This is a genomic window from Pseudomonas sp. 2822-15 (assembly GCF_002742515.1).
Taxonomy (GTDB): domain Bacteria; phylum Pseudomonadota; class Gammaproteobacteria; order Pseudomonadales; family Pseudomonadaceae; genus Aquipseudomonas; species Aquipseudomonas salomonii.
Window position 1 is genome coordinate 244,887 of sequence record NZ_LJRY01000156.1, and the last position, 14,619, is coordinate 259,505.

Annotated in this window: 14 protein-coding genes; 9 read left to right on the forward strand and 5 right to left on the reverse strand. The window is 60.5% G+C overall.

Translation table 11 applies throughout. The features are described from left to right. The first annotated feature begins 294 nt into the window (after positions 1–294). From AOA59_RS02840 to AOA59_RS02855, 4 genes are read left to right on the forward strand one after another with little or no spacing between them, the layout of a single operon-like run. Positions 295–600, forward strand: a complete 306-nt coding sequence (locus tag AOA59_RS02840; protein ID WP_058421711.1) for a DUF2282 domain-containing protein — start codon at positions 295–297, stop codon at positions 598–600. A 23-nt stretch (positions 601–623) separates the two neighbouring features. Next, complete coding sequence (locus AOA59_RS02845) at positions 624–1,511, forward strand: DUF692 domain-containing protein (protein ID WP_099485842.1); 888 nt, start codon at positions 624–626, stop codon at positions 1,509–1,511. After that, on the forward strand, positions 1,508–2,284 hold the full coding sequence (locus AOA59_RS02850) for a DNA-binding domain-containing protein (protein WP_099485844.1): 777 nt from the start codon (positions 1,508–1,510) through the stop codon (positions 2,282–2,284). Before AOA59_RS02845 ends, AOA59_RS02850 begins: the two co-directional genes overlap by 4 nt. Beyond that, the gene (locus AOA59_RS02855) at positions 2,281–2,766 is read left to right on the forward strand and encodes a DoxX family protein (RefSeq protein ID WP_065929020.1); all 486 of its coding nucleotides are present in this window, start codon (positions 2,281–2,283) and stop codon (positions 2,764–2,766) included. Before AOA59_RS02850 ends, AOA59_RS02855 begins: the two co-directional genes overlap by 4 nt. On the opposite strand, the gene AOA59_RS02860 is transcribed toward AOA59_RS02855, so the two are convergent. Continuing rightward, positions 2,757–3,671: a LysR family transcriptional regulator gene (locus AOA59_RS02860; RefSeq protein WP_056857487.1), complete on the reverse strand. Its 915-nt coding sequence runs from the start codon at positions 3,669–3,671 to the stop codon at positions 2,757–2,759. The two genes, AOA59_RS02855 and AOA59_RS02860, sit on opposite strands and share 10 nt — an antisense overlap. Before the next feature lie 104 nt (positions 3,672–3,775). Here AOA59_RS02860 and AOA59_RS02865 point away from each other — a divergent pair, with 104 nt between their 5' ends. From AOA59_RS02865 to AOA59_RS02875, 3 genes are all read left to right on the forward strand, one after another. Further along, complete coding sequence (locus AOA59_RS02865; protein ID WP_099485846.1) at positions 3,776–4,375, forward strand: short chain dehydrogenase; 600 nt, start codon at positions 3,776–3,778, stop codon at positions 4,373–4,375. A gap of 97 nt (positions 4,376–4,472) precedes the next feature. Next, positions 4,473–5,144, forward strand: a complete 672-nt coding sequence (locus AOA59_RS02870; protein WP_069786264.1) for a COG3650 family protein — start codon at positions 4,473–4,475, stop codon at positions 5,142–5,144. A gap of 106 nt (positions 5,145–5,250) precedes the next feature. Continuing rightward, on the forward strand, positions 5,251–6,864 hold the full coding sequence (locus AOA59_RS02875) for an NAD(P)/FAD-dependent oxidoreductase (RefSeq protein ID WP_099485847.1): 1,614 nt from the start codon (positions 5,251–5,253) through the stop codon (positions 6,862–6,864). Positions 6,865–6,939: 75 nt separating this feature from the next. Here AOA59_RS02875 and AOA59_RS02880 read toward each other — a convergent pair whose 3' ends face one another. Beyond that, positions 6,940–8,034 carry a PLP-dependent cysteine synthase family protein gene (locus tag AOA59_RS02880; RefSeq protein ID WP_099485849.1) on the reverse strand — a complete coding sequence of 365 codons (1,095 nt, stop codon included), beginning with the start codon at positions 8,032–8,034 and terminating at the stop codon, positions 6,940–6,942. Positions 8,035–8,249: 215 nt separating this feature from the next. On the opposite strand from AOA59_RS02880, the gene nhaA reads away from it, so the two are divergent. Both nhaA and AOA59_RS02890 read left to right on the forward strand, forming a co-directional pair. Further along, on the forward strand, positions 8,250–9,425 hold the full coding sequence (gene nhaA, locus AOA59_RS02885) for a Na+/H+ antiporter NhaA (RefSeq protein WP_099485850.1): 1,176 nt from the start codon (positions 8,250–8,252) through the stop codon (positions 9,423–9,425). Positions 9,426–9,621: 196 nt separating this feature from the next. Next, a complete protein-coding gene (locus AOA59_RS02890) occupies positions 9,622–11,244 on the forward strand; it encodes a methyl-accepting chemotaxis protein (protein WP_099485852.1) in 1,623 nt (540 codons plus the stop codon). A 715-nt stretch (positions 11,245–11,959) separates the two neighbouring features. On the opposite strand, the gene AOA59_RS02895 is transcribed toward AOA59_RS02890, so the two are convergent. The 3 genes from AOA59_RS02895 to AOA59_RS02905 form a co-directional block, all read right to left on the reverse strand. Continuing rightward, positions 11,960–12,424 (reverse strand): glycine zipper 2TM domain-containing protein, encoded by a 465-nt coding sequence (locus AOA59_RS02895; RefSeq protein ID WP_056857494.1) that lies wholly within the window; start codon positions 12,422–12,424, stop codon positions 11,960–11,962. A 262-nt stretch (positions 12,425–12,686) separates the two neighbouring features. Next, on the reverse strand, positions 12,687–13,334 hold the full coding sequence (pdxH, locus tag AOA59_RS02900) for a pyridoxamine 5'-phosphate oxidase (RefSeq protein ID WP_069786262.1): 648 nt from the start codon (positions 13,332–13,334) through the stop codon (positions 12,687–12,689). Between the two features lie 28 nt (positions 13,335–13,362). After that, positions 13,363–14,529 carry an OmpA family protein gene (locus AOA59_RS02905; protein WP_099485854.1) on the reverse strand — a complete coding sequence of 389 codons (1,167 nt, stop codon included), beginning with the start codon at positions 14,527–14,529 and terminating at the stop codon, positions 13,363–13,365. Positions 14,530–14,619: the final 90 nt, after the last annotated feature.

Here is a 14,619-nt window from a genome sequence, read left to right on the forward strand (position 1 = left end):
AGGATGTATTAAATTACGCCATCTGTACTAAAACCAGACCAGATAAAAGTGAACACTTATTCCGCGAACAGCGTTGACCGAACTTCGTCCCTACGCTGTACGTTTAGCCGCGTGAATGGCCAGGCAAGGGAATATCTCAAGACCCGAGCCCGAGCATTCAGGTGCGCGTGCTCAAGGCGACTGGCGAACTGAAATTTTTTTATCAGCCGCTGTAACGCATGGGAGTGCCCCAACTCTAGAGGGGTAAGCAAGCAAAAACGCTTCCTTACCCACCCTCACTGCTGGAGTTACACCATGACCACTAAATCCCGTTCGCTGTCCGCCGCTACCCTCGTTCTGGCCCTGGGTTCGGCCCTGAGCCTGTCCGCCCTGACCAGCACCGCGCACGCCGCCGATGACATGCAGAAATGCTTTGGTGTCGCCGAAGCCGGCAAGAACGATTGCGCTGCAGGCGCCGGCACTTCCTGCGCGGGCACCTCGAAAGTCAAAGACCAGGCCAACGCCTGGAAACTGGTCCCGGCCGGCACTTGCGCCAAGACCCCAAGCTCCACCTCACCGACCGGTTTCGGCCAGGAAGCAGCCTTCACCGCCAAGTCCTGAAACCCTGCAAACCCTGAGTACTGATGATGACGCTTTTACCCCAGCACACGGTCTCACCGGCTCAGGTGCCCGGCCTCCCTTATCGGGCCGGGCTGGGGCTGAAGAACGAGCACTTTATTGAAGTGCTCGAGACCTCGCCCGATATCGGTTTTTTTGAAGTGCACGCCGAAAACTACATGGTCGCCGGCGGCCCGTTTCATCACTACCTGGGCTTGATACGCGAGCAGTACCCACTGTCATTGCATGGCGTGGGTCTGTCCATCGGCGGCGAAGGCCCGCTCAACCGTGAGCACCTGGCACGATTGGCCACGCTGATCGAACGCTATCAACCCCACTCTTTTTCCGAACACCTGGCCTGGTCCAGCCACGGCCCGATGTTCCTCAATGACTTGCTGCCGCTGGCCTACGACGCCGCAACCCTGCACCGGGTATGCGAACACATCGACCAGGTACAAAACACCCTCAAGCGGCCAATGCTGCTGGAAAACCCTTCGACGTACCTGCAGTTCCAGCGCTCGACCCTGGACGAGACGGACTTCATCAGCGAGATCATCCGGCGCACCGGTTGCGGGCTGTTGCTGGACGTCAACAACGTCTATGTGTCATGCATTAATCATCAGCGCGACCCACTGGCCTACCTCCATGCGCTGCCGTTGAAGGCCGTGGGTGAGATTCATCTGGCCGGTTTTGCCGAAGACACCGACAGCCTGGGTGACCGCCTGCTGATCGATGACCATGGCGCGCCCATCGATAACGCGGTGTGGCAGCTCTACGAACAGGTACTCAAACACACCGGCCCCGTCGCCACGCTGATCGAGCGGGATAACCAGGTACCCGCCTTGAGCGTGTTGCACGCCGAAGCCCAACACGCCGACTGGCATCTGTCACAGGCGAAGGTATTGAAGCTATGAGCGATCAAGCTGCATTTGCCGACGCCTTGCTCGACGCCGGGCAGGCTTGCCCCGAGGGTGTGTTCAGCAGCAACGGCGCCGACCCGGCCAGCCGTTTTGCGGTGTATCGAAACAATGTCCACAGCTCGCTGATCAACGCGCTCGCCGCCGCTTACCCGGTGACATTGCAATTGGTCGGTGATGAGTTTTTCCGCGCAATGGCCGGCCTTTACGTGCAAGCCAGCCCGCCCGACAGCCCGTTGATCAGCGAGTACGGCAGCACCTTTGCCGCGTTCATCCAGGCGTTCGAACCGGCGGCGAGCGTGCCTTACCTGGCGGACGTCGCCCGCCTGGAACGCCTGCGGGTGCGTGCTTATCACGCCGCCGACAGCCGGCCACTGAATCAGCAGGCCATCCTTGAACAACTGCAAGGGCCGACCGACCTGGGGCAACTACGCCTGCGCCTGCATCCGTCCCTGGCCACCATGCATTCACCCTACGCCGTGGTTGCGGTATGGGCCGCGCACCAGACCGAAGGCGCTATCGCCACCTTGAACCCCTGGTACGCCCAAAGTGCACTGGTGTTGCGCCAGGGCCTGGCGGTCAAGGTCTTCGCCATCGACAAAGGTTCGGTGGCGTTTATCAACAGCCTTAACCAGGGATCAGGCCTGGAAATGGCGGTGGAGCACGCGCTTGAAGCATCGGCCGAATTCGACCTCAACCACTGCCTGACGCTACTGATCAGTCACAACGCCATCACTCATTTGCACACAGAACAAAAGGAATCGCTATGAACACTCACCCTACTTGCCTGGTAAAACGGGCCATCGCTCTGTTCGAAAAAATTCCCTACAGCCTGATCGCCTTTCTCGCACGGTTTTCCATTGCGGCGGTGTTCTGGAAGTCCGGCCAGACCAAGGTTGAAGGTTTTGCCATTGATATCATCAACGGCACCTTTCAATTGGGCGAACCCAAGCTTGCCGCCTCGACCCTGCCGCTGTTTCGCAGCGAGTACCACGTGCCGTTACTGTCGCCGGAAGTGGCCGCGCACATGGCGGCATTTGCCGAGCACTTTTTCCCGGTCCTGATCCTGGTGGGTTTTGCCACGCGCTTCTCGGCCCTGGCGTTGATTGGCATGACCTTGACCATTCAACTGTTCGTCTACCCGCAAGCGTATCCAACCCACGGCACCTGGATCGCGTTGCTGCTGCTGTTGGTGGCCAAAGGCCCAGGCCGCCTGTCGATCGACCACCTGATCGCGCGCCGCTACCGCTGAAGACGATCCAGGGCTTCGCCGCTGCGTCTGAACCAGTCCACCAAGTAGTCGGCCAACACTTGTGTTCGGCGCGGCAGGCCACCTTGATAAGGATGCACCAGGTACATCGGCATGCTGCGCGTTTGATAATCACGCAGCAGCCAGCGCAAACGCCCGTCAGCCAGTTCCGCCGGCAACACGTAAGACGGCAGACGGGCGATGCCGGCGCCCACCAGGGCGGCTTTTTTCAACAGGTTGTAATGGTTGGACGCGAAGGTACCGCTGACCCGAACCCGCAACAGTTCATGTTGCTGGTGATACAGCCATTCTTCACGCCCGCTGTAGTGGCTGTTGAGCAGGCAGGTGTGCGCGGCCAGATCCGCAGGCGTCAGCGGTTCGCCATGCTGCTCCAGGTAGGCCGGGCTGGCGCAGGTCATCTCATGCCAGGCCAGCAGTGGCTTGGCCACCAGCCGCTCGTTGTCCATCGCCCCCATGCGCACGCCCAAATCAAAGCCATCGCGCGCCAGGTCGCGGTAGCTGTTGTTCAGTTCCAGCTCGATCTGCACCTGCGGGTATTGCTGGGTGAATTCCAGCAACAAGCCATCAAAGAAGGTTTCTCCCAACGACACCGGCACCGTCATACGCACTGGCCCGGCCAGATCGTCCTTGAGCCGCGCCAACGCCTGACGGGCGCGTTCCACCTGGGCCACCAGCGCCTGGGCCTGGGGCAGCAACGCCGCACCGGCGGCGGTCAGGCTGAGTTTGCGCGTGGTACGGTGCAATAACACCACCGAAAACTGCGCTTCCAATTGGCTGATGCGCTTGGACAATTGGCCCTTGCTACAGCCCAATTGCTCTGCCGCCAGGGTAAAACTGCCCGCCTCGATCAGCACGGCAAAGGCCGCCAAGTCATCCATTTCGCTCATGGATTGTTTCCAATTGAAAACCAAATGTTGCCTATTAGCGCGTTTATCCACTTAAAAAGCCATCCTAGACTGAACCCTCACTTAATCCCCGGAGGAACAGCACGATGAAAATCCTATTGATCGGTGCCAGCGGCACGGTCGGCTCAGCGGTCAAGGCGGAACTGGCGCAGCGTCACGAGGTGATCAGCATCGGCCGCAGCGGCGGCGACTTCCAGGTGGATATCAGCGACAGCGCGTCGATCCGCACACTGTTCGAACAGACCGGCAAGTTCGACGCGTTGGTCTGCGCGGCAGGCAGCGTGAATTTCGTGGCATTGGGTGAGATGAGCGAAGCCGACTTTGAACTGGGCCTGCGTGACAAGCTGATGGGGCAGGTCAACCTGCTGCTGATCGGCCGCGACTACGCCAACGACGGTGCTTCGTTCACCTTTACCAGCGGCATTCTCAACCGCGACCCGATCCGCACCGGCGCCTCTGCCGCCTTGGTCAACGGCGCATTGGATGCCTTCGTCAAGGCGGCGGCAATCGAACTGCCACGCGGCTTGCGCATTAACTCGGTGAGCCCGACCGTCCTGCTCGAAGCCATGGGCAGCTATGCGCCGTATTTCCGTGGCTACAAACCGGCTTCGGGTGCCGATGTAGCACTGGCCTACGCGAAAAGTGTCGAGGGCTTGCAGACCGGTCAGACCTTTATCGTTGGCTGAAATCTGATTTCTGTCAGAATCGCCTGAACCTGGCGAACGGGCTTGTGGTGCGGCGCCACCCTGAGTAACGTGGCGGCACTTGTTTGGAGACCCGATAATGCGCGCCGCCCGTACCCTTGCTCTGTTTGCCCTGCTGCCCCTGTTCACCGCTTGCCAGATGTTCGAGAACGAGCCGGCCAAACCGTCTACCGTCGGGCTGACCCGTATGCAGGGTGAACTGACGGCAGTGGGCGGCAAACTGTTGTTCCAGCCGTGTGGCGACAAACGCAATTACGTGGTCAACGACACCGGCGGCACCAGCGTGCTGCAGGAAGCCGCGTCCCTGGCCGGCCAGCAAGGCGTGCTGTTTGCCGATTTGCGCGGCAAGTTTTCCGGCGTGGCCAGCGGCACCCAGGGTTCGGTCGACCTGCAACAACTGTATCGCGTAGAGCGCTCGACCTCGGCCTGCGACGACCCGGACTTCAAACGCATGATTCTGCGGGCCAACGGCCATAAACCGGCTTGGGCGATGAACGTCACCGGCAAAGGCATGGTGCTGGAGCGCGAAGGCCAGCCGCCACTGGCGGTGCCGTTTGTCGAAGAGCAACTGGGTGACGGCCGTTTCAACCTGATGACCGAAGCCAATAACCAGCACATCGAACTGTGGGTAGCCCCACAGCGCTGCATCGATGCTGTGAGCGGTAGCTTGCAGCACATGACCGCCGAGTTGCGGGTCAATGGCCAGGTCCAGCGTGGTTGTGCGTCATTCGGCGGCTCGCGGGACGACTGATTCGGCCTCGGGCTGTTTTAACATGACGGGAATCAGCCTTTGGGGCTTATAATCGCCGGTTTGCAAAACCGCCGGCATCGAAGCCCGCCGCCCACCGGATCCTGTCATGTTACGAATCACCGAACTCAAGCTGCCCATCGACCATCCCGAAGAAGACCTGCGGCCTGCCATCGTGCAGCGCCTGGGCATCGCCAGTGATGACCTGCTCGACTTCACCCTGTTCAAACGCAGCTATGACGCGCGCAAGAAATCGTCGGAGCTGTGCTTCATCTACACCATCGATCTGAACGTAAAGGGCGAAGCCGCCCTGCTGCTCAAGTTCGCCGATGACCGCAACATCAACCCGGCACCGGACGTCAGCTACAAGGTGGTGGGCCAGGCGCCGCAAGGCCTGGTTGAACGGCCGATCGTGGTGGGTTTTGGCCCCTGCGGCATTTTCGCCGGGCTGTTGCTTGCGCAGATGGGCTTCAAGCCGATCATCCTCGAGCGCGGCAAGGAAGTGCGTCAACGCACCAAAGACACCTGGGGCCTGTGGCGCAAAAACGTGCTCAACCCCGAGTCCAACGTGCAATTTGGTGAAGGCGGTGCCGGGACCTTTTCCGACGGCAAACTCTACAGCCAGATCAAGGACCCGAAGTTCCACGGCCGCAAAGTGCTGCACGAGTTCGTCAAGGCCGGCGCGCCGGAAGAAATCCTCTACGTCAGCAAGCCGCACATCGGCACCTTCCGCCTGACCGGCGTGGTGGAAAACATGCGCGAGCAGATCATCGCCCTCGGCGGTGAGGTGCGTTTTGAGCAGCGCGTCACGGATGTGCTGATCGAAGACGGCCAGTTGAACGGCGTGGTCGTCGACGGCGGCGAGCAGATCCTCTCCAGGCACGTGATCCTGGCCCTGGGCCACAGTGCCCGCGACACCTTCCGCATGCTGCACGGCCGCGGTGTGTACATGGAAGCCAAGCCATTCTCGGTGGGGTTCCGTATCGAACACCCGCAGTCGCTGATCGACGCGGCGCGCCTGGGCAAATACGCCGGGCACCCGAAACTGGGCGCCGCCGACTACAAACTGGTGCACCACGCCAAGAATGGCCGTTCGGTCTACAGCTTCTGCATGTGCCCGGGCGGCACCGTGGTGGCGGCGACTTCCGAGCCGAACCGCGTGGTTACCAACGGCATGAGCCAATACTCGCGCAACGAGCGCAACGCCAACTCAGGCATCGTGGTCGGCATCACGCCTGAGGTGGATTACCCGGGTGGCCCGCTGGCCGGTATCGAACTGCAGGAGCGGCTGGAGTCCCACGCCTACATCCTCGGCGGCAGCAACTACGAGGCGCCGGCGCAGTTGGTGGGCGACTTTATCGCCGGCAAGCCGTCCACCGCCATCGGCAGTGTGGAACCGTCCTACAAACCGGGGGTGGCCCTGGGCGACCTGGCCCTGGCTCTGCCGGATTTCGCCATCGAGGCGATCCGTGAAGCGCTGCCGGCGTTCGAAAAGCAGATCAAAGGCTACTCGCTGCACGATGCGGTACTGACCGGTATCGAGACCCGTACTTCATCGCCGCTGCGCATTACCCGTAACGAATCGATGCAAAGCCTGAACGTGAAAGGCCTGTTCCCGGCCGGTGAAGGTGCCGGTTACGCCGGTGGCATCCTGTCGGCGGGCGTTGACGGAATTCGGATTGCCGAGGCGCTGGCGCGGGATATGCTGGGTATCGAGGCTTAAGCACCTCTATTACAGCCGACCCGGATCAAATGTGGGAGCTGGCTTGCCTGCTCCCACATCAGTTTATGAGGTGTGTCAGATATTGGCGCGCAGGACGCTGGCCGGCAACGGCTCGCCCTTCTCTACACTGGCCGCCACGGCTGCAATCAAGCCGCCCAGCTCATACCCCTGCTGCGCCAACCACGCCTGATCGTAATAAGTACTCGCATACCGCTCGCCCCCATCACACAAGATCGCCACGATCGACCCCGACTCCCCCGCCGCTTTCATCTGCAGCGCCGCGACCAAAGCCCCCACCAGGTTCGTCCCGCTGGAGCCCCCCACCCGCCGTCCCAAACGCTCGGCCAGGTAATGCATGGCCGCCAATGACAGTGCATCCGGCACCTTGACCATCGCATCGATCACCTTGGGCAAAAACGACGCCTCGACCCGTGGCCGCCCAATCCCTTCGATGCGCGAGCCGCAGTCCAGTCGCAAGCTGGCGTCGCCCGTCTGGTAATAGTCAAAAAACACCGAACGCTCGGCATCGGCACACAGCACACGGGTGCAATGCTGGCGATAACGCACATAGCGGCCCAGGGTCGCCGTGGTGCCGCCGGTGCCCGGGCTGGAAATCAACCAGCTCGGCTCCGGGTAATGCTCAAAGCGCATCTGCTGGAAGATCGACTCGGCGATGTTGTTGTTCGCCCGCCAGTCCGTCGCACGCTCGGCGTAGGTGAACTGGTCCAGGAAGTGACCGCCACTTTCCTTCGCCAAGCGTTCGGACTCGGCGTATATCTGCGTCGGATCCTTTACCAGATGGCTCTTGCCACCATAGAAGGCAATCTGCTCGATCTTCGCCTGGGAGGTGCTGGCCGGCATCACTGAAATAAACGGCAGGCCAAGCAAGCGCGCAAAGTACGCCTCCGAGACCGCCGTAGACCCGCTGGACGCCTCGATCACCGGCGCGCCGGGCTTGAGCCAACCATTGCACAGCGCATACAGAAACAGCGAACGCGCCAACCGATGCTTGAGGCTGCCGGTGGGGTGGCTGGACTCATCCTTGAAATACAACTCGATACCCGGCAGCCCCGGCAACGGCAGAGGGATCAGGTGCGTGTCGGCGCTGCGCTGGAAGTCCGCTTCGATGATGCGGATGGCTTCGCGAGCCCAGGTACGGTGGTCGTTCATAAGGTGGGTCTCTAAGGGTTTCAGTCCCGATTTTAGGGGCTTTCCTACAGCGCACACAGATACAGTGACGACGCAAATAGACACACAATTGCTAGGCTTCGAAGCAAGCCCCATCCTGACCGTCGCTTATAACAAATAAGAATATAACTTTTGTTTTAACAACTAACAGTACGGGTTAGGGTACCCACCTATTGAACCTTATTGGAGAGCATCCCTTGCCTCTGCGTAGCACTTTCACTCGTTTCTTCCAGCTGGAAGCCGCCAGCGGTTTGTTATTGATCGCCGCTGCCGCTTTGGCGCTGATCATCAATAACTCACCGTTGTCGCATCTTTACGGCGCCTTCCTTGATACGCCGGTCGTGGCGCAGGTTGGCGCGCTGCAAATCGCCAAGCCGGCTCTGCTGTGGATCAACGATGGCCTGATGGCGCTGTTCTTCCTCTTGATCGGCCTGGAGGTCAAGCGCGAGTTGCTCGACGGCCACCTGTCCAAGCCATCGCAAGTGGTATTGCCGGGGGCGGCCGCGATTGGCGGCATGGTGGTGCCCGCGCTGATCTACTGGGCACTGAACAAGGACACCCCCGCCGCACTCGCCGGCTGGGCAATCCCGATGGCCACCGATATCGCTTTTGCACTCGGCGTCCTGGCCCTGCTGGGCAAGCGGGTGCCGGTGTCACTCAAGTTATTCCTGATGACCCTGGCGATTATTGATGACCTGGGCGCCATCATCGTCATTGCGGTGTTCTACTCCGCCGAGTTGTCGAATGCGGCCCTGGCGGGCGCGGCCACGTGCCTGGTCGCCTTGATCGCGATGAACCGCCTGGGCGTGGTCAAACTCGGCCCGTACATGATCATCGGCTTGATCCTGTGGGTCTGCGTGCTCAAGAGTGGCGTGCACGCCACCCTGGCCGGGGTGACCTTGGCGTTCTGCATTCCACTGCGCACCAAAAATGCCGAACCCTCGCCACTGCTGACCCTGGAGCACGCCCTGCACCCGTGGGTGGCCTACGCCATCCTGCCGTTGTTCGCCTTCGCCAACGCTGGCGTGTCGCTGACCGGGGTCACCCTGGACAGCTTCACTCACCACGTGCCCATGGGCATCGCCGCCGGCCTGCTGATCGGCAAGACCATCGGCGTATTCGGCCTGACCTGGCTGGCGATCAAGACCGGTATCGCCGCCCTGCCCAGCGGCGCCAACTGGGGCCAGGTGCTGGGGGTGGCGATCCTGTGCGGTATCGGTTTCACCATGAGCCTGTTTGTCGGCTCCCTGGCGTTTGTGCCGGGCGCCAGTGAGTTCGCGGGTGAGGATCGGATGGGGATCCTGACCGGGTCGATCCTGGCAGCCTGTATTGGTTATGCGGTCACAGCCCTGGCCAGCCGCAAGAAAGCCTGAGCGCTCTGAAAGCCCCACAAAAAACCCCAACCGGTTACCCGGTTGGGGTTTTTCTTTTGGCGAAGATGACACTTTTGCGCAACGCCTAAAGACTTTGCCCTGGCCGCCGACTAAGGATTGTGGCGATCCGCCTGCCCCGCCAGGGGCATCCGCCCGACACAGCTCTTCAACGCGTTCCCTGCCCGAGCGATAACCCATGTTCCTGAGAAATATAAGAATTGCAGCCAGAGCTTTCATCGGCTTCGCTGCCATTGCGTCGCTGAGTGTGTTTCTCGGCCTGTTCGCGCTCAAGCAGATCGGCGAAGTGCAGTCCCAGGCTGCCGACATCCAAAACAACTGGATGCAGCGCGTGAGGATCCTGGCCCTGGCCAATGCCTCGCTGGATCGTTTTCGCTTGGGGGAAATGGCGCACATCCTGTCCGCAAGCGACGCCGACATGCAGACCTACGAGGACAAATCCGCCGGGCGCCTGAAAAGCGTCAAGGAGCAACTGGCTCAATATGCCGCGCTGTTGCGCACGCCGGAGGAGAAATCGCGTCTGGAGGTGTTCAACCAAAGCCTGGAAGGGTACGCCAAGAACCACACCGAGATGCTCAAACGCTCGCGTTCGGGCGACAAGGCGGGCGCCCGTGACTTTCTCAACAGCATTCGAGAAAGCTATGAGCAGATGACCAAGAACTTCGATCAGTTGATCGACCTCGCCAATAAGGGCGCAGAACTTGCCGGCCAGACTTCCGTGGCCGCGTACCAGCATGCCGTGGGCGGTATCGCCATCGTCATCGTGCTGGTGAGTGGCGGCACGGTGCTGGTGGCCTGGCTGCTGACCCGCAGCATTACCGGCCCCATCATTGAAGCGGTCCGGGTGGCTGAAACCATCGCCAAGGGCGATCTCACCCAGCCCATCAACCCGACCGGCAACGACGAAGCCACACGCCTGTTGCGGGCACAAGAGACCATGCGCAACAACCTGGTGCAAACACTGCGGCAAATAACCGGCTCATCAAGCCAACTGGCGGCGGCGGCCGAGGAGCTGAACGCGGTCACCGCCGAGGGCAGCCGCGACCTGCAGCAGCAACATGGCGAAATCGAGCAGGCCGCCACCGCCGTGACCGAGATGACCACGGCCATTGAAGAGGTCGCCCGGAATGCCGCCACCACCTCCGACCTCTCCCAGGAATCGCGCAGCATCGCCTTGAAAGGCCAGCAACGCATGCTTGAGGCGCTTACCTCCATCCAGGCCCTGACCCGTGGCGTGCAAGTCAGCTCCGACCAGGTAGGCGGCTTGGCCGAGCAGGCCAAAGGGATCGGCAAGGTGCTCGACGTTATCCGCACCATTGCCGAGCAAACCAATTTGCTGGCACTGAACGCGGCCATCGAAGCGGCTCGCGCCGGTGATGCCGGCCGTGGTTTTGCCGTAGTCGCCGACGAAGTACGCGCCCTCGCCCATCGCACCGCGCAGTCGACCCAGGAAATCGAGCAGATGATTGGCAGCATCCAGACCAACACCGCCAGCACCGTCAATACCATGCTCGACAGCAGCACCATGACTCAGCAAACCATTGGCCTGGCCGAACTGGCGCAGCAAGCGCTGGCGGATATTCTTGCCGCCAATGACGAGATCAACAACCGCAACCTGGTGATTACCACGGCGGCGGCAGAGCAAGCTGACGTTGCCCGGGCGGTGGACCGCAACTTGCTGAACATTCAACAGCTGTCGATTCAGTCCGCTGAAGGCTCGACTCAGACCACCGCCGCTTCGCAATCGCTTGCCAGCCTGGCGCATGAGTTGAATACGATGGTGAAGCACTTTCAGGTGTGAAGTGATTGCGTGAAAACCAAAAGGCCGCCTCGGTTTAAGCCGAGGCGGCCCCACTTCTCAGACCTTACAGGTCATCGAAGCTGTCCCGCAGAAATACCCATACGTGATAAACACGCACGGCATTCACTACGAGGTTCCACGTACGTCGTGCAAACTTGGACATACTCGGCCCTCCCTTAAGTTGGGCCTTACCTCCAGCTCACTTACCGGAACACGTGGGCCTTTGGATACAGGTCATTGTTTCCTGTGAGGCGGCCGGGTAATAGTCCAGCCGCGCTAATCCGGCACGGGTTGCAAGCCCGTGGCAGCCGGTCCAAATTCGCCCGCCTACCCAGCCTGCTCACAACACAACGAACGCAAAACGAGGGCGATACTAACTCAGTGGTCGGGGCGAAGGTGTTTCCAGCGGAACCTGAACGCTCGGCCAAATGACCTATATTCTGTTGCCATATTTTGCAAATAAACGGTCACAGAAACTCCATAACTTTTGATCGTCATTTTTCGCATTGCCTTGCTTCATCCTTGAAGCGACATTAGTATCTCCGTCAGGTCATTGTTTCCTGTGAGAATGCAACTCCGGCCGCAAACCGGGTTTGCTCTAAAAAACCGCCCTGCAAGGGCGGTTTTTTATTGCCTGCGATTTTCAGGAAGCCGCAGGCAATAAAAAACCCCAACCGGTCACCCGGTTGGGGTTTTGCGTTTCTACAGCCAACGCTTAGCGCGTTACACGGCTGGTGCCATTGACCGTCATGATGCGCACGCGGTCGCCAATACGGAAGATTTCATTTTCCTCCACGGCCTGAACGTAGGCGCGCATGCTGCCATCGTCTTCGCGAACGGTGATTTCCACGCCCTGGGTGCGAGTCAGGCCTTCTTCGGTGGCCGAGCCCAGCAAGCCGCCAGCTACCGCGCCGATCACCGCGGTGACGATACTGCCACGGCCGCCGCCGATGGCGCTGCCACCGACACCGCCGATAACCGCACCGGCAGCACCGCCGATTGGGGTCTTGGTGCCTTCGATTTTCACCGGACGCAGGGATTCAATGGTGCCCATGCGCACGGTCTGTACACGACGCGCTTCGTCACGGGAGTACGAGTCGCCGGTCAGACTCGAGGCGCAGCCACCCAACAGCAACGACAGGGTGGTAAAGCAGGCAACTAGTAAAACAGACTTACGCATAGCATCAACTCCAAAGGACAGGTATTCATTAGACGCCGCTGCTTGGCGCCTGTCACGGCAAGCACGCCAGAAAATTGCTTTCATTCAGCCTGAGTACAGACTGCCAGCACCAGAAAACTCGACGAACGGTAGCTCCCGCCCTGATCCGAAAATCACCTGGAAGCGCTCTTCATTGTAGTCACACAAGCAAAAACGCCGAAGCCTCTGTGTAGAGACTTCGGCGTGATGACCAACATTTAGCTGGAATGACGAAAGGTGAAGCTCAGGGCGCCAAGCGCTCGCGCGTCCACTCGCCCGCTTGCAGGCGATAGTTCAGGCGGTCATGCAGGCGACTGGCGCGGCCTTGCCAGAATTCGATGCGCTCGGGCAACAAACGATAGCCACCCCAGTGCTCCGGGCAGTCGGGCTGGGTATCGCTGAAGCGCTGTTCGGTGGCCTTGAGCAAATCCTGCAACTCCTGGCGGTCCCGAATAACCTGGCTTTGCGGCGAAGCCCAGGCCCCAAGACGGCTACCCAGCGGCCGGACCTGATAATAAGCATCCGACTCCTCAGGCGTGACCTTGACCACCCGCCCTTCGATGCGCACCTGGCGCTCCAGGGTCGGCCAGAAGAAGGTCATGGCCGCGAAAGGCCGTGCCGCAAGGTGTTCACCCTTGGCACTCTGATAGTTGGTGAAGAAGGTAAAACCCTGTGCATCCAGGCCCTTGAGCAGCAGGATGCGACAGTGCGGGCGACCATCCTGGTCGACCGTCGCCAAGGTCATGGCATTGGCCTCCACCGGCGGCTGCTCGGTTTTCACCGCATCGCCAAACCACTGGTGGAACAACGCAAACGGTTCGTCCGGGGCCTGGGCCTCGCTCAAACCGTCCCGTGTGTAGTCACGGCGCATATCGGCCAGTGCCTGGGTCATGCGGTTTTATCCTTTTTGTTTCAACGGATCAGTTTTTCGCCTGGTCGTTTGCTGCGGGCGCGTCGGCCTTGGGTGCCGCTTTCTTCGCGGCCGGCTTGGCAGCGGCTTTTTTCGCAGCGGGCTTGGCGGCGGCTTTCTTGGCCGGAGCCTTTTTCGCCGGGGCGGCTTTTTTCGCGGCCGGGGCCGGTACTGGGGCCGGCGCAGTTTGCACCGCGACCATGTCGGCGACCGGTGGTTTGCCCGAGTTGTACTTGCTCAGCAGCGCCAACATAGTTGTACGCTGAGTGAACATGATTTCCATGCGACGGTTCAGCGCACGCCCCTGATTACTGTCATTGGCGGCACGCGGCATAAGGTCGCCCATGCCGCGCAGCATCAAGCGATCCTGCTTCAAGCCGCTGAGGCTGAAGATAGACGCGATGGATTGCGCACGCTCTTTGGTCAACGCCTGGCTGGCCGGGGCGGTACCTGTGGCATCGACGTGACCCAGGACCAGAACCGCGGTCTTGGGGTCAGCTTCAACAGCCTTGGCAACACGTGTGAACGGGCCGAGTGTGACCGGCAGCAGCATTGCAGGGCGTTTCGGGTTGTAAGAGCCGTCAACCGGGGCAATCACCACCAATACGTTGTCACGACGTTCCAGTTGCAGATTGCTGTCCTTGATGGCGGCGCGCAGGCGCGGCTCATAGTCGTCCAGCCAGGCTTGGGTGATTTTCGGATCGGGCATCTGCACGTTGGTCACATCGACCTTGGCCAGTGGCTTTGGCTTGCTTTCGAACGGCCACCACCATTTGGTTTCGGTGTCGGTCTTGGCGACGGCCGGCGCTGCATCCGGCGCGGAAGCCGGGGTTGCGGCCTTGAGGTCGGCTTTCAGGTCGGCCTTGGCATCCGCCGCCTTTTCGTCGGCGCGCTTGGATGCGAATGGCCACCAGTTGAAGCCGGTGTCAGCCTTGGCTACCGGTGCAGACGCTGGAGCAGGAGCTGGAGCAGTAGCGGCTACAGGCTCGACAGGCTTGGCGCCGGCGGCAGGTTTGGCATCCGGCTTGGTGTCGGTTTGGGTCACTGCGTCCTTGGTAGCAGCCTTGTCAGATCCAAATGACCACCAGTGCCCACCTTCGGCATCACTTTGTGGAGTTTGTGCGCAGCCAGTAATAGTGAGGCACAGCGCCAGTGCCAAGGACTTGTTCGATAACATGAGGTATCCACAAAATGAGAAAAAAACGGGGGGCCTGGTTGACCCGTTAAACAGACGCTTAGAGAACAGTAAAGTTACACAATTTCGTTC

Coding starts and splice junctions, on each gene's coding strand:
- AOA59_RS02840 (WP_058421711.1), top strand. CDS start 295: ATGACCACTAAATCCCGTTCGCTGTCCGCCGCTACCCTCGTTCTGGCC.
- AOA59_RS02845 (WP_099485842.1), top strand. CDS start 624: ATGATGACGCTTTTACCCCAGCACACGGTCTCACCGGCTCAGGTGCCC.
- AOA59_RS02850 (WP_099485844.1), top strand. CDS start 1,508: ATGAGCGATCAAGCTGCATTTGCCGACGCCTTGCTCGACGCCGGGCAG.
- AOA59_RS02855 (WP_065929020.1), top strand. CDS start 2,281: ATGAACACTCACCCTACTTGCCTGGTAAAACGGGCCATCGCTCTGTTC.
- AOA59_RS02860 (WP_056857487.1), bottom strand. CDS start 3,671: ATGAGCGAAATGGATGACTTGGCGGCCTTTGCCGTGCTGATCGAGGCG.
- AOA59_RS02865 (WP_099485846.1), top strand. CDS start 3,776: ATGAAAATCCTATTGATCGGTGCCAGCGGCACGGTCGGCTCAGCGGTC.
- AOA59_RS02870 (WP_069786264.1), top strand. CDS start 4,473: ATGCGCGCCGCCCGTACCCTTGCTCTGTTTGCCCTGCTGCCCCTGTTC.
- AOA59_RS02875 (WP_099485847.1), top strand. CDS start 5,251: ATGTTACGAATCACCGAACTCAAGCTGCCCATCGACCATCCCGAAGAA.
- AOA59_RS02880 (WP_099485849.1), bottom strand. CDS start 8,034: ATGAACGACCACCGTACCTGGGCTCGCGAAGCCATCCGCATCATCGAA.
- AOA59_RS02890 (WP_099485852.1), top strand. CDS start 9,622: ATGTTCCTGAGAAATATAAGAATTGCAGCCAGAGCTTTCATCGGCTTC.
- AOA59_RS02895 (WP_056857494.1), bottom strand. CDS start 12,424: ATGCGTAAGTCTGTTTTACTAGTTGCCTGCTTTACCACCCTGTCGTTG.
- pdxH (WP_069786262.1), bottom strand. CDS start 13,334: ATGACCCAGGCACTGGCCGATATGCGCCGTGACTACACACGGGACGGT.
- AOA59_RS02905 (WP_099485854.1), bottom strand. CDS start 14,529: ATGTTATCGAACAAGTCCTTGGCACTGGCGCTGTGCCTCACTATTACT.